Here is a 20146-nt window from a genome sequence, read left to right as displayed (position 1 = left end):
GCGCTAGCGGCTATTTTTGGTTTAACCACTTTATTTTCTATGCAAGCCCTCTGGATGGTGCTGGGCGCCTTTTTGTTTGCCAGCATGGGCGTGTGCATCAAGCTCGCGTCGGCGCACTTCAACGCGGCCGAGCTGGTGTTCTACCGCGGCCTGATCGGCCTGGTGCTGACCTGGCTGCTGGCGCGCTCGCAGCAGGTGGCCCTGACCACCCGCTACCCCGGCATGCACGCCTGGCGCAGCCTGATTGGCGTGTCGGCGCTGGGTGCCTGGTTTTATGCGATTGGCCAGCTGCCCCTGGCCACGGCCATGACGCTCAACTACATGAGCAGCGTCTGGATTGCCGCGTTTTTTGTCGGCGGCGCACTGCTGGCCTGGCGCCCCTCGGCGGCCACGCCGCGCCCGGCCCTGCAAGGCCCGCTGGTGCTGACGGTGCTCGCCGGGTTTGCCGGCGTGGTCATGATGCTGCGCCCCAGCCTGGACCAAAACCAGATGTTTGCCGGCCTTGTCGGCCTGCTGTCGGGCATGGCATCGGCCTTTGCCTACATGCAGGTGGTGGCGCTGTCGCGCGTCGGCGAGCCCGAAACGCGCACCGTATTTTTCTTTGCCGTCGGCTCTGCCGTGGCAGGCGCGGCGGCCATGCTGGTGGTGGGCGTATCGGCCTGGCCGGGCCTGCCGGGCCTGTGGCTGCTGCCGCTGGGGCTGTTTGCCACAGGCGGGCAGCTGTGCATGACGCGCGCCTACGCCAGCGCCAAAACACAGCGCGGCACGCTGGTGGTGGCCAACTTGCAGTATTCGGGCATCGTCTTTGCCAGCATCTACAGCTTGGCGCTGTTTGGCGACCGGCTGCCGCTGATCGCCTGGGCCGGCATGGCGCTGATTGTGGCCAGCGGCATCACCGCCACCGTGCTGCGCGCCCGCACGGCACCCCGCACGCCTGCAGAGGAACACTGAGCCCCGGGCAACACCGCCACAATGGCGCCTGATCCAACTGTGCAGACCGCCTTGCCATGCCCTACTCCACGCTGATCTCTGTCCTGCAACTGCAAACCCTCATGCGCAGCGGCCAGCCACTGATGGTGTTTGACTGCAGCTTCGACCTGGCCCAGCCCGCCCTGGGCGCAGCGCAATACCGCCAGGCCCACATCCCCGGCGCCCTGCACGCTGACCTGGACCAGCACCTGAGCGCCCGGCACGGCGCGCCCGGCGCTGATGGCGCAGTCATGGCATCGGCTACAGACCTGCCCGCATCGGGCGGACGCCACCCGCTGCCCAGCCGCGAGCGCTTTGCCACCTGGTTGTCGGACATCGGCTTTACCAACGACATGCAGGCCGTGGTGTATGACCGCAACGGCGCCAACTACTGCGGCCGCCTGTGGTGGATGCTGCAGTGGGCGGGGCATGACGCCGTGGCCGTGCTTAACGGTGGGCTGCAGGCTTGGCAGGCCGCTGGCGGTGCGCTGGCCACCGGGGACGAGGCCACGCACAAGGCCACCCATTTCGCATCCCACTTCGTCTTGCGCGAGCCGCTGCGCCAGCTGGTCAGCGTGCAGCAGGTGCAGGCCGCCCTGGGCGACAGCGCGCAGACCCTCATCGACGCACGCGGCGCACCGCGCTATCGCGGCGAGGTGGAGCCGCTGGACCCGGTGGCAGGCCACATCCCCGGCGCGCTCAACCGCCCCTTCAGCGAGAACCTGGGGGCCGACGGCTGCTTCAAAAATGCCGACCAGCTGCACGCCGAATTCACCGCCCTGCTGCAAGGCCGCAGCCCCGCCACCGTGGTGCACCATTGCGGCAGCGGCGTGAGCGCCATCCCCAACCTGCTGGCCATGGAAGTCGCCGGCCTGGGGCCCACGGCGCTGTTCGCCGGCAGCTGGAGCGAGTGGTGCAGCGACCCCAGCCGCCCCGTGGAGCGCGGCTGAGCGTGGCTGCGACATATCTCAGAGAGCGCGTGACATCAATCACCCCGTCATTCCGGCGAAGGCCGGAATCTACACGTCGCGCACTGGTAACAGCGGTAGATTCCGGCTTTCGCCGGAATGACGGTGAGTTGAGATATATACCTAATCAGGGCTTTTTTGCCTCTAGCCCTTATAAATCAAGCGCTGGCAGCTATTTTATCTGTAGCAAAATTACACATTCGTGATCGAGATCGCGCGCGTATTCAAGCAGGCTTCCAGCGCCTCGGGGCCGCCTTCTGAGCCGTAGCCCGAGTCCTTGATGCCGCCAAACGGCAGCTCGGCCGATGGCGTGGCGGGCTGGTTGATCCACAGCATGCCCACTTCCACGCGCTGGCTGAGCAGGTGCGCGTTTTTCAAAGACCGGGTAAACGCATAGCCCGCCAGCCCAAACGCCAGGCGGTTGGATTCGGCGATGGCGTCTTCCAGCTGCGTAAAGCCGCGCACCGCCGCCACAGGGCCGAAGGGCTCTTCATTGAAGATGCGCGCCGACAGCGGCACGTTGTCCAGCACCGTGGGCGCAAAAAAGTTGCCCACGCCGCCGATGCGCTCGCCGCCGGTGCGCACATCGGCGCCCTGCTGCACGGCGTCGCCCAGCAGATCGGCCATGGCGGCCACGCGGCGCGGGTTGGCCAGCGGGCCCATTTGCGTGCCCTCGGCCAGGCCGTCGCCCACCTTCAGGCCCTCGGCATGGCGGGCCAGCGCGGCCACAAAGTCGGCGCGCACGCTTTCGTGCACCAAAAAGCGCGTGGGCGAGATGCACACCTGCCCCGCGTTGCGGAACTTGGCGCCGCCGGATGCCTTTACAGCCAGCTCAACGTCGGCGTCCTCACACACGATCACCGGCGCATGACCGCCCAGCTCCATGGTCACGCGCTTCATGTGCTGGCCCGCCAGCGCGGCCAGCTGCTTGCCCACGGGCGTGGAGCCGGTAAAGGTGACCTTGCGCACGATGGGGTGCGGAATCAGGTAATTGGAGATTTCGGCCGGGTTGCCAAACACCAGGCCCACCACGCCAGCGGGCAGGCCCGCATCGGCAAACGCGCGGATCAGCTCGGCCGGGCTGGCGGGCGTTTCTTCGGGCGCCTTGACCAGCACCGCGCAGCCCGCGGCCAGCGCTGCGCCCAGCTTGCGCACCACCTGGTTGATGGGGAAGTTCCAGGGTGTAAACGCGGCCACCACGCCCACCGGGTCTTTCACCACCAGCTGGCGCACGGCCAGGCTGCGCGAAGGCACGATGCGGCCATACACGCGCATGCCCTCGTCGGCAAACCATTCGATGATGTCGGCCGCGGCCAGGGCCTCGATGCGCGCCTCGGCCAGGGGCTTGCCCTGCTCTTGCGTGAGGATGGCGGCAATGCCATCGGCACGTTCGCGCATCAGCGCGGCGGCGCGGCGCATGGCCCGCGCACGTTCGATGGCGGGCGTGTCGCGCCACACTTCAAAGCCTTTTTGCGCCGCGGCCAGGGCGCGATCCAGGTCGGCAATGCCCGCGTGCGCCACCTGGCCAATCTGCTGGCCGGTGGCGGGGTTGACGACGGGCAGCGTCTTGCCGCTGGTGGCGTCTTGCCATTGGCCGTCGATGAAAAGGCGGGTGTCGGGGTAGCTCATCACAATGCTCCAGGTCGTTATGTCAAAACAGGACAGATGCCGTCGGCGGCCGGCAAGGCGCAGCACTGACGGCAAACCGTCACTATAGAGGGCAACGCCCGAAGGCACCGGGCAGGCTGCGCGTATGCTCGCCGCCCATGACAGACCAACCCAGCGACCAACCCAGCACCCCGCCCGCATCCGCCACACCGCAGCCCCGCAATCCGCTGCACGGCGTCACGCTGGAGGCGATGGTGGTGGCGCTGCAGCAGTACTTTGGCTGGGACGACCTGGCCAGCCGCATCCCGGTGCGATGCTTTCAAAGCGACCCCAGCGTTGCCTCCAGCCTCAAGTTTTTGCGCAAAACGCCCTGGGCGCGCGCCAAGATCGAAAGCCTGTACCTGTTCATGCTGCGCGAGCAGCGGCGCAGCGCCAGGTAATGACCGCGCGGGGCCCGGCGCAACTATGGCTGCGATGCAACAGTAGCGCCAGGCACGCGGTGGTGCCAGTAGCGCCGCGCGGCCTCGCGCTCGCAGTGCACCGTCTGCGGCACATGCGATTGCCAGCGCACCGCGCCGCACTCGGGCGTTTGCACCAGCGTGGCGCCGTGCTGGCGGTAGCGCGCTGCCACCTCGGGCGCGGGGTGGCCAAAGCGGTTGCGGTAGCCCGCCTGCACAAGGGCGATGCGCGGTTGCACGGCCTGCAAAAAGGCCTGGCCGGACGAGGTCTTGCTGCCGTGGTGCGGGGCCAGCACCAGGTCTGCCGCCAGGGGTGCGCCAGCATCCACCAGGGCCTGCTCTTGCGCCAGCTCGATGTCGCCCGTCAGCAGGGCCTGGGCCCCGTCGCTACCGGGCGTGCCGGCCGCTGCAATGCGCAGCACGCAACTGGTGGCGTTGGTGTTGGGCTGACGGCTGCGGGGCGCGCTGTCGGCCATCTGCGGCAATTGCAGCGACTGCGGCGGCGGGTGCAACACCTCGAAGTGCACGCCATCCCAAGTCCAGCGCTGCCCCGCCGCGCAGGGCTGAACCGGGCGCAGCGCCTGCAGCGCGTGGCCGGGCTCGATCGACCCCAGCAGGCGCGCCTGGGGCTGCTGCGCCAGCACGGCTGCGGCGCCACCGGTGTGGTCGCTGTCGCGGTGGCTCAGCACCAGCAGATCCAGCCGATCGCCCTGCGCGCGCAGCAGGGGCACCAGCACGCGCTCGCCGGCATTGCTGTCCTGGTGGTAGCGCGGGCCGGCGTCGTACAGCAGCGCATGGCCCGCGGTGCGCACCAGCACGGCCTGGCCCTGGCCCACGTCGGCAGCCAGCAGTTCAAACTGCCCCGGCGGCGGGCGCGGCGGCTGCCACCACAGCGCGGGCAGCAGCAGCGGCAGCCCCAGGGCGCGCAGGCCCCAGGGCAGGCGCAGCGCCAGCAGCGTGCCGCCGGCCACGGCCGCCATGCCCACCCACAGCGGCGCCATGGCCAGGCTGATCTGCGCCCAGGGCCAGGCGGCCAGCCATTGCAGCAGCACCGACAAACCCTGCACGCACCACGCCGCCGCCAGCCACAGCGGCGCCCACAGCACGCCCAGCAGCGCCAGCGGCGTGACCACCAGCGTGGTCCACGGAATCGCCACCAGATTGGCCAGCAGCCCCACGACGGATACCTGCCCAAACAGCAGCAGCGTGAGCGGCGTCAGCGCCAGCGTCACCACCCACTGCTCGCGCAGCAGTGCATAAAATTGGCCTCTTGCGTCCGCAGGACGCGCGCTGGCAGCTCCTGAATCCGTAGCAAACAGCACCGCCACGGCCACAAAGCTCAGCCAGAACCCCGGCTGCAGCAGGGCCCAGGGGTCGGCCGCCAGCACCACCGCGCAGGCCAGCAGCCACACCTGCGGCCAGGGCCAGTGCCGCCCCGACAGGCGCAGCAGCGCCACCGTGGCCAGCATGCACACCGTGCGCTGCGCAGGCACACCCCAGCCGCTGAAAAGAGCATAGGCGCCAGCCAGCAGCACGCCGCCCGCCAGCGCTGCCGTGGGCGCGGGCACGGCCAGGCACAGCCGTGGCGACAGGCGCCAAGCCCGGCCCAGCGCCGCAACCGTCAGCCAGGCAAACAGCGTGATATGCAGGCCCGAAATGCTCATCAGGTGGGCCACGCCCGTGGCGCGGAACACGTCCCAGTCGGCCCGGTCAATGGCGCGCTGGTCGCCGGTGACCAGCGCCGTCACCACGCCGGCGGCGCGCTGGCGGGCAGCATCCGGGGCGGCATCCCCGGCAGGGTCGGCCAGCGTGCGGGCAATCGCATCGCGCACGCGCTGGCGCAGCTGCTCGACGGGGTAGCGCCAGGTGGCGGCCAGCCGCTGCGGCGGGCCGTGCAGCACATCCAGCCGCGCACTGGTGCGCACATAGCCGGTGGCCTGCACACCTTGCTCCCACAGCCACAGCTCGTAGTCAAAACCATGCGGGTTGCGTGCGCCGTGCGGAGCCTTCAGGCGCACGGTCAGGCGCCAGCGCTCGCCCGCGCGCACGGCGGGGGGCGGCGCCAGTTCGCCGTCATGCTGGCCTTGCGCGTACCAGGTCAGGTCGATCAGCGCCGGCACCTGCACGGGGGCGCCGTGCAGCAGTGCGGACTCCACCTGCAGCCGCAGGCGCAAGCTGGCGTCGCGCTCTTGCGGCATGGCGGCCACCAGGCCGGTCACGCGCAAGTCCTGCCCCTCCAGCTGCGGTGCCAGCGCCGCCGCCAGAAAGACACTTGCGCGCAAGCCGCAGGCGCTCCAGGCCAGCAGCGCGGCAATCAGCCAGCCAAGCCAACGCCATTGGGGCAGTCGCCACGCCAGACCTCCCACGGCAAGCGCCAATGCCAGCGTGCCCCCATAAGCGGGCCACGGCCACAGCGCGCCCTGCTGCAACTGCAGCGCCGTGCCCAGCAGCCAGCCGGCCAGCACAGCGGGCAGGCGCCAGGCCGTGCGCGGCAGGGTGGACGCGGGCGCCGGGGCAGTCATGTGATGGGCTGCGGCAGTCGGGACGGTGAGGTTTCAGGGGCAAAAAATGTCGCGCAGCGCGGCAATCAGTTTGATGACGCCGGGGTCGTCAATGCGGTAGTACAGCGTCTGCGCCTCGCGACGGTAGGTCACCAAACCTTCTTCGCGCATCCTGGCCAGGTGCTGCGACAGGGCCGAGGGGCTCAGGCCGACCACCTCATTGAGTGCGCCGACAGTCATCTCGCCGTGTTCGATCAGCAGGCACAGCACCAGCAACCGGCTGGGGTTGCCCACGGCCTGCAGCAGCTCGGCGGCCTGTGCGGCGCTTTGCTGCAGTTGCTGCAGCGCGGACAAGGGCTGGGTCAAGGTTTCAGCAGTCATGGTGTTTACGCGTTTCGCTATTCATTCAATTTAGGCTAATCTAAACAACAAGGGGACAACTGACAAAGGGGATCAACGCCATGCCTATCACGCCCGAGCAACGCAGACTTGTCGATTCTTGGCTACAGGCGCCCAGCCAGCGGCGCGCCTTCTTGCTGGCCGCGCTGGGCGGCATGGCCGCAGCAGCACACGCGCAGACGCCGGCGCCAGCGCCAGCGGCCACGCCCGCCAAAGTCAAAACCCAGGCGCGCATTGTGATTGCAGGCGCTGGCGCTGCGGGCCTGACGGCTGCCGCGCGCCTGTCGGCAGCGCTGGACGGCGCGCGCATCACGCTGATCGATGCCCGCCGCGACCACTACTACCAGCCCGGCTTCACCCTGGTGGGCGCGGGCATCAAGCCCGCAACCTATGTGGTCTCCAGCACGGCCGACTATGTGCCCGCAGGTGTGGAGCTGGTGCCCGAGCGCGTGGTCGAGTTCGACGTGGAGGGCAACCAGGTGGTCACCGAAAGCGGCGCGCGCCACGCCTATGACTTTCTGATCGTCGCCACCGGCCTGCAGCTGGAATATTCTCTGATCGAAGGCATGGACCCGCGGCTGATCGGCAAGGACGGCATCGGCAGCATCTACGCCGGGCCACAAGCCGCCGAAGACACCTGGCAGGCCATGTCGGCGTTTGCCGACAAAGGCGGGCGCGGTGTGTTTTTGCGCCCCGCCACCGAGATGAAATGCGCGGGCGCCCCGCTCAAATACACCTTTTTGACCGACGACTACCTGACGCGCCGCGGCACGCGCAGCAAGTCCGAGGTGATCTACAACAGCAACAACAAGGTGCTGTTCAGCGTGCCCATCGTGCACGAAAAGGTGCGCATGCTGTACCAGGAGCGAGGCATTGCGGTGAACTACGAGCGCGTGCTGCGCGCCATCGACCCCGGCAAGCGCATTGCCACCTTTGCCACGCCGGACGGCACAGAAGAGCAGCCCTACGACTTCATCCACGTCATTCCGCCCATGCGCGCGCCCGAGGCCGTCAGAAACAGCCCCCTGCCCTGGCCCGCCGACAAAAACAAGGCCTGGGCCGCAGAAGGCTGGATGGAGGTGGACAAGGGCACGCTGCGCCATGTGCGCTATCCCAACGTTTTTGGTCTGGGCGACATTGCCGGCGTGCCCAAGGGCAAGACCGCCGCCAGTGTCAAATGGCAGGTGCCGGTGGCCGTGGACCATCTGGTGGCGCAGATCGCGGGCCGCACATCGTCCGCGCTGTACGCGGGCTACACATCGTGCCCGCTGATCACGCGGCTGGGCCGGGCCATGCTGATCGAGTTTGACTACCAGAACAACCTGACGCCCTCGTTCCCGGGCGTGATCGCGCCGCTGGAGGAGCTGTGGGTCAGCTGGGTGATGAAAACCATGGCGCTCAAGCCCACCTACATCAGCATGCTGCGCGGCGTGGCTTGATGCATCAAAAATGCCTCTAGCGCTTTTGCATCAAACGTCAGCAGCTACTTAACCTATAGCAAACGGAGACTTCTCATGAAAGAACTCGACCCCCTCATCCTGCTGGCCGTGTTCCAGGAAATGCTGGGCGCCTGGCTGTGGCCGCTGATCGCCGTGGCGGTGCTGGGCACGCTGGCCTTTGTGCTGCTGCTGGTGCGCGACCGGGGGCTGCGCGCGCGGCAGCTGGTGGGCGCGCAGGCGCTGGCCCTGCCCGGCGGCGCGCTGGCGCTGTGGATCATGGCCAGCGTGTCGTCGTCCGGCTTTACCGACGCCGCCGGCCCGGCCGACTGGATACTGATCACCCTGGTCTTCATGCTGGGTGCCGTGGGCGCCACCATCGTGGCCTACACCCTGGCAGGCTGGCTGGGCCTGGGCGCCCGCACCCGCCACACCTGAACCTACCCACCGCCCCACACGGGCCCCTATTGCAAAGGAAGCAAACCCATGCCAGCCACCGCCGACTTCGTCTCCACCCTCTACCACGGCAAGGGCAACCCCGACAAAGCCACAGTCGCCCTGACCATGGCGCTGGCCGCGCGGCGCAAAGGCCACACGGTCTGCCTGATCCTGATGGCCGAGGGCGTCACGCTGGGTGTACCCGGCACGGCGGACGGCATCAACATCGGCGCGCCTTTCGAGCCCGCCGCCGACCTGCTGCGCAACTTTCTGCAAGAAGGCGGGCGCGTGGCGGTGTGCAAATCCTGCATGGTGCACAACGGCCTGGACGCATCGCAGATGGACCCGCGCACCGAGATCATCACCGCGCCCGACGTGATCGACCTGCTGATGGGCGCCAAGGGCTCGCTGCAGGTGGCTTGATCAAAAAGCCCTGCCAAGGGCCCCGCCCAGCTGCCCGCGACTGGGTAGCCAGTTGTGCAACACTCAGCAAGGCCATGCGACGCGCGCGTGGCCTTTATTGTTTTCAAGGACTGCCATGAGCGTTTACGACAAGCTGAAGGAACTCAACATCTCCCTGCCCCCCGTGGCCGTGCCTGCCGCGGCCTATGTGCCCTATGTGCAGACCGGCAACCTGGTGTTCTTGAGCGGCCACATCGCCCGCAAGGACGGCAAGCCCTGGGCCGCGCAATTGGGCCGCGACATGACCACCGCAGAAGGCCAGACAGCCGCCCGCGCCGTGGCCATCGACCTTCTGGGCACGCTGCAGGCAGCCTGCAGCGGCGACCTGAACCGCGTGCAGCGCATCGTGAAAGTGATGAGCCTGGTCAACTCCACCGGCGACTTCATCGAGCAGCACCTGGTCACCAACGGCGCCAGCGAGCTGCTGGGCCAGGTATTTGGCGACAAGGGCCGCCACGCGCGCAGCGCCTTCGGCGTGGCGCAAATCCCCATGGGCGCCTGCGTGGAGATCGAGCTGATCGCCGAGATCAGCTAAGCCCCTGCAGCTGCCAGTGCATCGCTTGGCGATTGGGCATGTTTTATGCCTCCAGCCCAATCGCTAAAAGCGCTGGCAGCTATCTTTTTTATATCACCCGTCACTCCACCCGCAGCACGTCGGCCGGCTTGAAGCCCAGGTCGGCAGCCTTGCCCTTGCGCCCGCGCAGGGCGCGCGCGTTGTTCAGGCTGCGGATTTCCAGCGTTTCATCGCGCGGTTTGCCGCCACGGCCCACGCCCACAAAGCGCACGCTGCGCGTGTAGGCGGCCGCGCCGGCCAGTTGGTCCTTGGGCTCCAGGTCGATGAGCATCAGCCCGCGGCCGCCCTTTTCCATGAGCTTGAGTTCGGCGATCTCAAACGTGAGCACTCGCCCACCCACGGATGCGCAGCACACATGGGTGGCGGGCGCCAGCGGCTGGCTGCCGCTGGTGAACGCCGCATGCGAGGGGCGGCACAGGCGTTCGCCCTCACCCAGGTTCACAAAGGCCTTGCCGCCACGGTTGCGTGCGGTCATGTGCTCCACGGTGGACAGGAAACCATAGCCGCCCGAGCCCGCAAGCAGCAGCGCTGCGTTGGCCGGTCCGGCGAAATAGTGCACCGGTTGCGTGCCGGCCTCCAGCTCGATCAGCGTGGTGATGGGCTGGCCGTCGCCACGCCCGCCCGGCAGGCTGGACACGGCCACCGAGTACACCCGCCCGTTGCTGCCGAAGACGATGAGCGTGTCCACCGTGCGGCACTCAAAGGTGCCGTACAGGCCGTCGCCCGACTTGAAGGCGAAGCTGCCCGCCTCGTGCCCGTGGCCCTGGCGCGCACGCACCCAGCCCTTTTCGGACACCACCACGGTGACGGGTTCGTCCAGCACCTTGACCTCGGCCACGGCCTTCTTTTCGGCCTGGATCAGCGTGCGGCGCGCGTCGCCGAACAGCTTGGCGTCTGCCTCGATCTCCTTGACCATCAGGCGGCGCAGCGAGGCGGGGTTGGCGAGGATGTCCTCCAGCTTCCCCTGCTCGTCGCGCAGCTCTTTCAGCTCCTGCTCGATCTTGATGGCTTCCAGCCGCGCCAGTTGGCGCAGGCGGATTTCCAGAATGTCCTCGGCCTGGCGGTCCGACAGGTGAAAGCGCGCGATCAGCGCCGCCTTCGGCTCGTCGGCCTGGCGGATGATGGCGATCACCTCGTCGATGTTCAGCAACACCAGCTGCCGCCCCTCCAGGATGTGGATGCGGTCCAGCACCTTGTCCAGCCGGTGCTGGCTGCGCCGCGTGATGGTGGTCTGGCGGAAGTCGATCCACTCCTGCAGCATCTCGCGCAGCGACTTCTGCACGGGCCTGCCGTCCAGCCCCACCATGGTCAGGTTGATGGGCGCGGAAGTCTCCAGGCTGGTGTGCGCCAGCAGCGCGGTGATGAGGTCCTGCTGCGGCACCTTGCCGGTCTTGGGTTCGATGACCAGGCGCACCGGTGCGTCCTTGCTGGACTCGTCGCGCACGCCGTCCAGCAGCGCCAGCAGCGCGGCCTTGAGTTGCGTCTGCTCCTGCGTGAGCGCCTTCTTGCCGGTCTTGACCTTGGGGTTGGTGAGTTCCTCGATCTCCTCCAGCACCTTCTGCGCGGAGACGCCGGGCGGCAGCTCGGTCACCACCATCTGCCACTGGCCGCGCGCCAGGTCCTCGATCTTCCAGCGCGCGCGCACCTTGAGGCTGCCGCGGCCCGTGCGGTAGGCGTCCTGGATGTCCGCATCGCTGCTGATGATCTGGCCGCCGCCCGGGTAGTCAGGGCCGGGGACCAGCGCGAACAGCTCCTCGTCGCTCAGCTGCGGCTTCTTGACCAGGGCCACGCAGGCGTCGGCCACCTCGCGCAGGTTGTGGCTGGGGATCTCGGTGGCCAGGCCCACGGCGATGCCGCTGGCGCCATTGAGCAGCGCGAACGGCAACCGCGCGGGCAGCTGGCGCGGCTCCTGCGTGCTGCCGTCGTAGTTGGGCACGAAATCCACCGTGCCCATGTCGATCTCGTCCAGCAGCAGGCCGGCGATGCGGGTCAGCCGCGCCTCGGTGTAGCGCATGGCGGCGGCGCCGTCACCATCGCGGCTGCCGAAGTTGCCCTGGCCGTCGATCAGCGGGTAACGCTGGTTGAAGTCCTGCGCCAGGCGCACCAGTGCGTCGTAGGCCGACTGGTCGCCGTGCGGGTGAAAGCGGCCCAGCACGTCGCCCACCACGCGGGCGCTTTTGACAGGCTTGGCCGCCACGTTGCGGTTTGGCCCGCTGTAGCCCAGGCCCATGCGGTCCATGGCGTAGAGGATGCGCCGCTGCACGGGCTTGAGGCCGTCGCACACGTCGGGCAGCGCGCGGCCCTTGACGACCGAGAGGGCGTATTCCAGATAGGCGCGCTGGGCGTAGCCGGCCAGTTCCAGGCTGTCGCCGTGGTCGGCGGGCGCGGAGAAGTCGAGAGTGGGTTGGTCGCTCATTCAGTGAAGACAGACTCGGTCGATGACTGCCGGGCCAGGCGCGTGGGCGCAGGCGTGGACATGCGCTGCGTGTCGCCGCGCTCACCGGCATCGGATAGGGAATGGGGCGTGGCGGGCAGTTCCATGCGCACGCGCCCCGGGTTCGCGCGCTGATTGCGCGTCGGTAGCGGCGGCTTGAGCAGCGCATACAGGCCCATCACGCTCTGTACGTAGTTGCGCGTCTCGCGGTAGGCGGGCACGCGGTTGCCGGCGCGCTGCACGGCGCCCTCGCCCGCGTTGTAGGCCGCCAGCGCCAAGTCCAGGCGGCCCTCGAAGAGATCCATGAGGTAGCGCAGGTAGCGCGTGCCCGCGGCCACGTTGGTGGCGGGGTCCACCAGCTTTTGCTCCACCGAGCGCCTGGCGTCGCCGCTCACGCCGAAACGGCTGGCGGTGGCGGGCATGAGCTGCATCAGCCCCACGGCGCCGCGCGGCGAGACCGCACGGGTGTTGAAACCCGACTCGGTGGCGATCACCGCCTGCAGCAGCGCGTAGTCCACGCCATGGCGCGCCGACGCCGAGCGCAGGTGCTGGCGCACGAGCTTGTAGTCGTGCGACACCTCGAAGAAGGCCAGCAGCCGCACCCCCGAGGGACTGGCCGGCCCGGTGGAGACATCGGCCGCACCCTGACGTCCGGTGTTGGAGCCGTCGCGCTCGGAGTCGAAGTCGTTGCCGCGAAAGAACAGCGCGTAACGCTCGTCCAGCTGCTGCGCGGCGAAGTGCGTCACGCCGCGCTCGTCCACGAAGGCCCACAGGTCCGCATGCGCGGTTTGCTGCAAAAACAGGAGCGCGCAGCACATGCCAGCCGTGCGCAAAACCCCCAAAAGGCTGTTACGCATACGGTATCCCGGGCGCGCAGTCATGGCGAGTGCCTTCGTCAGATGTCCACATCCACCAGGTCGCCGTGCAGCTCCATGAGCTCGCGGCGCGCGGCGGCCTCGCCCTTGCCCATGAGCTTGGTGATCAGGCCCTCGGTGGCGGAGAAGTCGAACGTGCCCAACTGCACCGGCAGCAGGCGGCGCGTGTCGGGGTTGAGCGTGGTCTCCCACAGCTGCTCGGCGTTCATTTCGCCCAGGCCCTTGAAGCGGCTGATCTGGCATTTCTCGCGCGGCACGCCGTCCTTGGCGCACTTGTCGAGGATGCTTTCCAGCTCGGATTCATCCAGCGCATACACCTTGGCCGCGGGCTTCTTGCCGCGCGCCGGCACGTCCACGCGGAACAGCGGTGGCCGGGCGACAAAGATATGGCCGGCCTCGATGAGCTTGGGGAAGTGGCGGAAGAACAGCGTGAGCAGCAGCACCTGGATGTGCGAGCCGTCCACGTCCGCGTCGGAGAGGATGCAGATCTTGCCGTAGCGCAGGCCGGACAGGTCGGGGGTGTCGCTCGGGCCGTGCGGGTCCACGCCGATGGCTACCGAGATGTCATGCACCTCGGTGTTGGCAAACAGGCGGTCGCGGTCGACCTCCCAGGTGTTGAGCACCTTGCCGCGCAGCGGCAGGATGGCCTGGCTTTCCTTGTCGCGGCCCATCTTGGCGCTGCCGCCGGCCGAGTCGCCCTCGACCAGGAAGACCTCGTTGTAGGCCAGGTCACGGCTTTCGCAGTCGGTGAGCTTGCCGGGCAGCACGGCCACGCCCGAGCCCTTGCGCTTTTCGACCTTCTGGCCGGCCTTTTGCCGTGTCTGCGCGGCCTTGATGGCCAGTTCGGCCAGCTTCTTGCCGTATTCCACGTGCTGGTTCAGCCACAGCTCCAGCGCCGGGCGCACGAAGCTGGACACCAGCCGCACGGCGTCGCGCGAGTTCAGCCGCTCCTTGATCTGCCCCTGGAACTGCGGGTCCAGCACCTTGGCCGCCAGCACATAGCTGGCGCGCGCAAACACATCCTCGGGCAGCAGCTTCACGCCCTTGGGCAGGAGCGAGTGCAGCTCGATGAAACTCTTGACCGCGTTGAACAGGCCGTCACGCAGGCCGCTTTCATGGGTGCCGCCGGCGCTGGTGGGGATCAGGTTCACGTAGCTCTCGCGCACCGGCTGGCCTTCCTCGGTGAAGGCCACACACCATGCGGCGCCCTCGCCCTCGGCAAAGCTCTCGTTGTGGCGGTCGGCAAAGCCCTCGCCCTCGAACAGCGGGATCACCGGGTCAGCGCTCAGCGTCTGCGCCAGGTAGTCGCGCAGGCCGCCCTTGTACTGCCAGGTCTGGGTGTCGCGCGTCTTTTCATTGACCAGCTGCACCGTGACGCCGGGCATGAGCACCGCCTTGCTGCGCAGCAGGTGCGTCAGCTCGCCCATCGGAAGGTTGCTGGACTCAAAGTATTTGGCGTCGGGCCAGACGCGCACGGTGGTGCCCTGCTTGCGCTCGCCCGCCTGCAGCGGGCGCACCGCCAGCGGCTCGGTCACATCGCCGCCCGCAAACACCAGGCGCGCCACCTGGCCCTCGCGGTGGGTGGCCACCTCCAGCCGGGTGGCCAGGGCGTTGGTGACGCTTACGCCCACACCATGCAGGCCGCCCGAGAAGCTGTAGGCCCCGCCCTTGCCCTTGTCGAACTTGCCGCCCGCGTGCAGGCGGGTGAACACCAGCTCCACCACCGGTGCGTTCTCCTCGGGATGCAGGCCGAACGGAATGCCCCGGCCGTCGTCCTCCACGCTCACCGAGCCGTCGGTGTGCAAGGTCACCTTGATCTTCTTGCCAAAGCCCGCCAGCGCCTCGTCGGCCGCGTTGTCCAGCACCTCCTGGATGATGTGCAGGGGGTTGTCGGTGCGGGTGTACATGCCCGGCCGCTGCTTGACGGGCTCCAGTCCCTTGAGGACGCGGATCGAGCCTTCGGAGTAGTCGCTGGCGGAGGTGGATGCGGGTTTGACTGCCATGGCGGCGGATTGTAGTGCTGGATATAAAACCAGGATGGTGACGCTTTCTTGCCCCGCCAGCGTGCCGCACAGGGGGGCGCCAAGCAGGCGACACGGGTTTTCGCTACATTCGCCGGATGCACGACGCAACCCGAAAACTGTCCATGGCCCAGGTGCTGATCTGCGGCGCCGCCATCGTCACTCTGTCCATGGGCATCCGGCACGGCTTCGGCCTGTGGCTGCAGCCCATCACCCAGGACATGGGCTGGACACGCCAGACCTTTGCCCTGGCCATGGCCATTCAGAACCTGTCCTGGGGTCTGTTCGGCATCTTTGGCGGCATGCTGGCCGACCGCCTGGGCGCCTTCCGCGTGCTGATCGGCGGCGCAGCGCTCTACGCCATGGGCCTGGCCGGCATGGCGCTGTCTCCCACGCCGCTGCTGTTTTCGCTGACCACGGGCGTGCTGATCGGCGCTGCACAGGCGGGCACCACCTACGCCATCATCTACGGGGTGCTGGGCCGGCAGATCCCGGCCGACAAGCGCTCCTGGGCCATGGGCGTGGCCGCTGCGGCGGGCTCGTTCGGCCAGTTCCTCATGGTGCCGCTGGAGGGGCAACTGATCCTGCGCCTGGGCTGGCAAGAGGCCCTGCTGGTGCTCTCGGCCATGGTGATCCTGATCGTTCCGCTGGCCTTCGGCCTGCGCGAGCCGGGCTTTCATGGCAGCGCCCCCATCAAACGTACCCAGTCCGTGGGCGAGGCCTTTGCCGAGGCGCTGCGCTACCGCAGCTTCCTGCTGCTCACCGCCGGCTACTTCGTGTGCGGCTTCCAGGTGGTGTTCATCGGTGTGCACATGCCCAGCTATCTGCGCGACCAGGGCCTCACGCCCCAGGTGGCCAGCTATGCGCTGGCGCTGATCGGGCTGTTCAACGTGTTCGGCACCTATATCGCGGGCTCGCTGGGCCAACGGATCCCGAAGCGCCACATCCTGGCGTTCATCTATTTCGCCCGTGCCGTGGCCATCACCATCTTCCTGCTGGTGCCGCTGTCGCCGCTGTCGGTCTACGTGTTCTCGGCCGTGATCGGCGCACTGTGGCTGTCCACGGTGCCCCCCACCAATGCCACCGTTGCGCAGATCTTCGGGGTGCAGCACCTGTCCATGCTCAGCGGCTTCGTGTTCTTCAGCCACCAGATCGGCAGTTTCCTGGGCGTGTGGCTGGGCGGCTATCTGTATGACCGCACGGGCAGCTACGACATCGTGTGGTACCTGGCAATTGTGTTGGGCATCCTCGCGGGCCTGGTGAACCTGCCCGTACGCGAGGGCGCCATCGTGCGCGCCACCCCTCAGGCGGCCTGACCATGCGCACCCTGTACAAGCGGTCGATCGTCGCAGCTGCGCTGCTCGCGGTGCTGCTGGGGGTGTTCGCGCTGTACCTGCAGCCCGACTTCATGCTGACGCTGGCGGACCAGATCTGGGCCTGCTTCTGACGATGGCCCCGCACGGCACCGCCCATGCGCCGCTGCCCGCGGCCTCGGAATGGATACAGCGCTGGTCCCATCTGGTGCCTGCGGGCGGCAGTGTGCTGGACGTGGCTTGCGGTCACGGCCGTCACATGCGCTGGTTCCATGAAAGAAAACACCCGGTAACGGGCATAGACAAAGCGCCAGAAGCTATTGAAAGCATAGCACCATGGGGCGCGACGATCGTTGCGGATATCGAGGCTGGCCCCTGGCCCCTGCCCGGGCAGCGCTTTGCCGGCGTGGTGGTCACCAATTACCTGTGGCGTCCTTTGCTGCCCACCATCGTGGACAGCGTGGCGCCCGGTGGCGTGCTGCTCTATGAGACCTTCGCCGTGGGCAACGAAACTGTCGGCCGGCCCGCGCGGGCCGAATTCCTGCTGAGGCCGGGCGAACTGCTGCAGGCCTGCCGGGCCCTGCGCATCGTGGCTTATGAGGAAGGCTTCCTCGACGCGCCCGCGCGCTTCGTGCAGCGCATCGCCGCCGTGCGGCCTGCGCCGTCCATGGACGGGCCGCTGCGCGCGCCGCTGCGCGCGCCGCTGCAGGGCCCCGTCTAGTTAGAATGTGTTTTTACCGTTTTTGAACGCGGACATGACTTCTCCCAGCGCCCCCCTGACCGGCAGCATCGTCGCCCTCGTCACGCCCATGCATGACGACGGCAGTGTGGACTACCCCGCGCTGCGCAAACTCATCGACTGGCACATCGCAGAAGGCACCGACTGCATCGGCGTGGTGGGCACGACCGGCGAATCGCCCACGGTGAACGTGGAGGAGCACTGCGAAATCATTCGTGTGTCCGTGGAACAGGCCGCCAAGCGCGTGCCCATCATGGCGGGCTGCGGCGCCAATTCCACGGCCGAGGCCATCGAGCTGGCCAGGTTCGCCAAGAAGGTTGGCGCCGACAGCCAGTTGCAGGTCGTGCCCTATTACAACAAGCCCACGCAGGAAGGCCAGTACCGCCACTTCAAGGCGATCGCCGAGGCCGTGGGCGACCTGCCGATGGTGCTGTACAACGTGCCCGGCCGGTCGGTGGCGGACATGCAGCACGAAACCGTGCTGCGCCTCACGCAGGTGCCCGGCATCGTGGGCATCAAGGAAGCCACAGGCAACATCGAACGCGCGCAATGGCTCATCCGCGACGTGCCCAAGGGCTTTGCCGTGTATTCCGGCGATGACCCCACGGCCGTGGCGCTCATGCTGTGCGGCGGCCAGGGCAACATCAGCGTGACAGCCAACGTGGCGCCCCGCCTGATGCACGAGCTATGCGTAGCCGCGCTCGCCGGCGACACCCGCCGTGCCATGGAGATCCAGTTCCGCCTGATGCCCGTGCACAAGCAACTGTTCGTAGAGGCCAACCCCATCCCCGTGAAGTGGGCTGTGCAGCGCATGGGCCTGTGCGGCGGCGCTATGCGCCTGCCCATGACGCCCCTGAGCCAGGGCAACGAAGCCGTAGTCGAGTCCGCTCTGCGCGCCGCGGGGCTGCTCTAAGCTCTAATTTCACCCAGCCTGTTGCCAGCTTGCAGCGTATTTGGAACGCTCCCGGCCGAATCTGGATCAATGAGGATTTTCGCGTGAACGCTACCACCCGTTTGGGCCTGCTGGGCCTTGCCGTGACCCTGTCCGCTTGCTCCGTGCTGGAGAACGACAAGATCGATTACAAAAGCGCCACCAAGGGGGCAACGCTGGAGGTGCCTCCGGACCTGACGCAGCTCTCGCGCGACACACGCTACACGGTGCCTGGCGGCGTCGTGTCTGCTGCCGCTTTCGAAGCCGGCCAGGCGCAACAGCCCCGCGGCGCGGCGAGCGCAGCCCCGAAGTCCATTGGAGACGTACGCATCGAGCGCGACGGCAACCAACGATGGCTGGTGGTGGACCGCCCTGCCGACCAACTGTGGGACCCGGTGCGTGACTTCTGGATCGAAAACGGCTTCGTGTACGTGCTGGAACAACCCAAGCTCGGCCTGCTGGAGACCGACTGGGCCGAAAACCGCGCCAAGCTGCCGCAGGACATCATCCGCTCCACGATCGGCAAGGTCTTCGATTCGCTGTATTCCACGGGCGAACGCGACAAGTTCCGGACCCGCCTGGAGCGCAACGCCAGCGGCGGCACGGAGATCTACATCAGCCACCGCGGCATGGTGGAGGTCTACACCAACACCCAGAAGGACAACACCGTCTGGCAGCCCCGCCCGGCCGATCCGGAACTGGAAACCGAATTCCTGCGCCGGCTGATGGTCAAGCTGGGCGTGAGCGAGGAGCAATCCAAGGCCGCCGCCGCAGCGCCCGTACCCTCCGCCCCGTCCGCGCGCATGGCCACGGTGGACAACGTGCCGGTGGTGCAGCTTGATGAAGGCTTCGACCGCGCGTGGCGCCGCGTGGGCGTGTCGCTGGACCGCACCGGCTTCACCGTGGAGGACCGAGACCGCAGCCAGGGTGTGTACTTCGTCCGCTACGTCGCCCCGACCGAGAAGAAGGAGCAAGGCTTCTTCAGCAAGCTGTTCAGCCGCTCGCCCGACGCGGTGCCGCCGCTGAAGTACCGCATCGTGGTGCGCAGCGAGGGCAACCGAAGCACCGTGTCTGTGCTCAACGCCGCAGGCGCGCCCGAGACCTCCGCCAATGCACAGCGCATCGTGCGCGTGCTCGCGGATGATCTGAAGTAAAAGGGGCGGCGCCGCGCCGCTTGCGCCTACACGATGCTGCGCTTTCGCAATCTGGCCAGCGGCAGCACCGGCAACGCCACGCTGGTTGAAGGGCGTAGCGGCGCGCATACCCGGCGCCTGCTCGTGGATTGCGGGCTGGGCATCCGGCAACTGCAATGGCGCCTGGAGGCTGCCGGTACGGCCCCTGCGCAGTTGGATGCCGTCTTCATCACGCATGAGCATTCCGATCATGTGGGCTGCGTGCTGAAGCTCGCCCTGCGCGAACGCATCCCCGTTTGGATGAGCGAGGGCACCTACGACGCCCTAGGGGCACCCGACCTTGACGGCCTGCTGCATGTGGCGTGCGATGGCGTACCCGTCGATATGGGCAGCTTTTGCGCACATCCTTTCAGCGTGCCGCATGACGCACGTGAACCATTGCACTTGCGCTGCAGCGATGGCGCGACGCACATCGGCCTACTGACCGACCTGGGCCATGCGGCAGAAACGGTGGTGGAACGGCTGCAGGGTTGTCACGCGCTGCTGCTCGAAGCCAACCACGACGCCGACCTTCTGGCGTCGGGCGACTATCCCGTGTTCCTGAAACGGCGCATCGCAGGTCCGCGTGGGCACCTTCCCAACCATGTCAGCGCGGACATCCTGCACGCCGTACATCACCCGAATCTGCGACACGTGGTGGCTGCACACCTGAGCGCACGCAACAACCGACCGGAACTCGCGCAATCCGCTCTGGCGCAAGCTGTGGGGTGGCATGCAAGTGACATCGTAGTGGCCGATCCGCGCGAGGGCACTCCCTGGATCGAGGCCAGCTACTGAGCCATTGCCCAAAAAAGAAAACCCCGACCTTGCGGTACGGGGTTTGCAGC

At 67.7% G+C, this 20146-nt stretch carries 19 protein-coding genes; 13 read left to right on the top strand and 6 right to left on the bottom strand.

Features of this window, described 5'->3' with window-relative positions; genetic code table 11:
• The first annotated feature begins 39 nt into the window (after window positions 1-39).
• Both HND92_RS06020 and HND92_RS06015 read left to right on the top strand, forming a co-directional pair.
• Window positions 40-951 (top strand): DMT family transporter, encoded by a 912-nt coding sequence (locus HND92_RS06020; RefSeq protein ID WP_172206480.1) that lies wholly within the window; start codon window positions 40-42, stop codon window positions 949-951.
• A 56-nt stretch (window positions 952-1007) separates the two neighbouring features.
• Complete coding sequence (locus HND92_RS06015; RefSeq protein ID WP_172206478.1) at window positions 1008-1919, top strand: sulfurtransferase; 912 nt, start codon at window positions 1008-1010, stop codon at window positions 1917-1919.
• 210 nt (window positions 1920-2129) lie between these two features.
• On the opposite strand, the gene HND92_RS06010 is transcribed toward HND92_RS06015, so the two are convergent.
• On the bottom strand, window positions 2130-3566 hold the full coding sequence (locus HND92_RS06010) for an NAD-dependent succinate-semialdehyde dehydrogenase (RefSeq protein WP_172206476.1): 1437 nt from the start codon (window positions 3564-3566) through the stop codon (window positions 2130-2132).
• A 137-nt stretch (window positions 3567-3703) separates the two neighbouring features.
• On the opposite strand from HND92_RS06010, the gene HND92_RS06005 reads away from it, so the two are divergent.
• Complete coding sequence (locus HND92_RS06005; protein ID WP_172206474.1) at window positions 3704-3985, top strand: VF530 family DNA-binding protein; 282 nt, start codon at window positions 3704-3706, stop codon at window positions 3983-3985.
• 23 nt (window positions 3986-4008) lie between these two features.
• Here the strand turns inward: HND92_RS06005 and HND92_RS06000 are convergent, their stop codons facing one another.
• Together HND92_RS06000 and HND92_RS05995 are read right to left on the bottom strand one after the other, a co-directional pair.
• Complete coding sequence (locus HND92_RS06000) at window positions 4009-6525, bottom strand: DNA internalization-related competence protein ComEC/Rec2 (RefSeq protein WP_172206472.1); 2517 nt, start codon at window positions 6523-6525, stop codon at window positions 4009-4011.
• Window positions 6526-6558: 33 nt separating this feature from the next.
• On the bottom strand, window positions 6559-6885 hold the full coding sequence (locus tag HND92_RS05995; protein ID WP_172206470.1) for a helix-turn-helix transcriptional regulator: 327 nt from the start codon (window positions 6883-6885) through the stop codon (window positions 6559-6561).
• An 80-nt stretch (window positions 6886-6965) separates the two neighbouring features.
• Between HND92_RS05995 and HND92_RS05990 the strand changes: the two genes are divergently transcribed.
• The 4 genes from HND92_RS05990 (at window position 6966) to HND92_RS05975 (ending at window position 9774) form a co-directional block, all read left to right on the top strand.
• Window positions 6966-8342, top strand: coding sequence for an FAD/NAD(P)-binding oxidoreductase (locus HND92_RS05990; RefSeq protein ID WP_253940109.1), 1377 nt, complete (start codon window positions 6966-6968; stop codon window positions 8340-8342).
• A gap of 75 nt (window positions 8343-8417) precedes the next feature.
• Window positions 8418-8777 (top strand): DUF5368 domain-containing protein, encoded by a 360-nt coding sequence (locus tag HND92_RS05985; RefSeq protein WP_172206468.1) that lies wholly within the window; start codon window positions 8418-8420, stop codon window positions 8775-8777.
• A gap of 48 nt (window positions 8778-8825) precedes the next feature.
• Window positions 8826-9200, top strand: coding sequence for a DsrE family protein (locus HND92_RS05980; RefSeq protein WP_172206466.1), 375 nt, complete (start codon window positions 8826-8828; stop codon window positions 9198-9200).
• A 115-nt stretch (window positions 9201-9315) separates the two neighbouring features.
• Window positions 9316-9774 (top strand): RidA family protein, encoded by a 459-nt coding sequence (locus tag HND92_RS05975; RefSeq protein ID WP_047349593.1) that lies wholly within the window; start codon window positions 9316-9318, stop codon window positions 9772-9774.
• A gap of 100 nt (window positions 9775-9874) precedes the next feature.
• Here HND92_RS05975 and parC read toward each other — a convergent pair whose 3' ends face one another.
• Genes parC through HND92_RS05960 form a run of 3 tightly spaced genes read right to left on the bottom strand, consistent with a single transcriptional unit; the run spans window position 9875 to window position 15125 of the window.
• Window positions 9875-12229: a DNA topoisomerase IV subunit A gene (gene parC / locus HND92_RS05970; protein WP_172206464.1), complete on the bottom strand. Its 2355-nt coding sequence runs from the start codon at window positions 12227-12229 to the stop codon at window positions 9875-9877.
• Window positions 12226-13104 carry a lytic transglycosylase domain-containing protein gene (locus tag HND92_RS05965; RefSeq protein WP_172206462.1) on the bottom strand — a complete coding sequence of 293 codons (879 nt, stop codon included), beginning with the start codon at window positions 13102-13104 and terminating at the stop codon, window positions 12226-12228. Before HND92_RS05965 ends, parC begins: the two co-directional genes overlap by 4 nt.
• A 38-nt stretch (window positions 13105-13142) precedes the next feature.
• Window positions 13143-15125, bottom strand: coding sequence for a DNA topoisomerase IV subunit B (locus HND92_RS05960; protein WP_011804453.1), 1983 nt, complete (start codon window positions 15123-15125; stop codon window positions 13143-13145).
• A 116-nt stretch (window positions 15126-15241) separates the two neighbouring features.
• Here HND92_RS05960 and HND92_RS05955 point away from each other — a divergent pair, with 116 nt between their 5' ends.
• The 6 genes from HND92_RS05955 (at window position 15242) to HND92_RS05935 (ending at window position 20096) form a co-directional block, all read left to right on the top strand.
• Window positions 15242-16459: an MFS transporter gene (locus HND92_RS05955; protein WP_015912657.1), complete on the top strand. Its 1218-nt coding sequence runs from the start codon at window positions 15242-15244 to the stop codon at window positions 16457-16459.
• A 2-nt stretch (window positions 16460-16461) separates the two neighbouring features.
• Window positions 16462-16590, top strand: a complete 129-nt coding sequence (locus tag HND92_RS19490) for a hypothetical protein (RefSeq protein ID WP_011804451.1) — start codon at window positions 16462-16464, stop codon at window positions 16588-16590.
• Between the two features lie 2 nt (window positions 16591-16592).
• Window positions 16593-17177: a bifunctional 2-polyprenyl-6-hydroxyphenol methylase/3-demethylubiquinol 3-O-methyltransferase UbiG gene (locus HND92_RS05950; RefSeq protein ID WP_172206460.1), complete on the top strand. Its 585-nt coding sequence runs from the start codon at window positions 16593-16595 to the stop codon at window positions 17175-17177.
• 34 nt (window positions 17178-17211) lie between these two features.
• Complete coding sequence (gene dapA, locus HND92_RS05945; protein ID WP_172206458.1) at window positions 17212-18108, top strand: 4-hydroxy-tetrahydrodipicolinate synthase; 897 nt, start codon at window positions 17212-17214, stop codon at window positions 18106-18108.
• A gap of 83 nt (window positions 18109-18191) precedes the next feature.
• Window positions 18192-19280 carry an outer membrane protein assembly factor BamC gene (gene bamC, locus HND92_RS05940; protein ID WP_015912654.1) on the top strand — a complete coding sequence of 363 codons (1089 nt, stop codon included), beginning with the start codon at window positions 18192-18194 and terminating at the stop codon, window positions 19278-19280.
• 33 nt (window positions 19281-19313) lie between these two features.
• Entirely contained in the window at window positions 19314-20096 is a 783-nt protein-coding gene (locus HND92_RS05935) for an MBL fold metallo-hydrolase (protein ID WP_011804447.1), read from the top strand.
• Window positions 20097-20146 lie beyond the last annotated feature (50 nt).

It is taken from the genome of Diaphorobacter sp. JS3050 (assembly GCF_013154915.1).
Taxonomy (GTDB): domain Bacteria; phylum Pseudomonadota; class Gammaproteobacteria; order Burkholderiales; family Burkholderiaceae_C; genus Diaphorobacter; species Diaphorobacter nitroreducens.
Note: the sequence above shows the minus strand (reverse complement) of the source record. Positions and strands in the feature narration are given on the sequence as shown.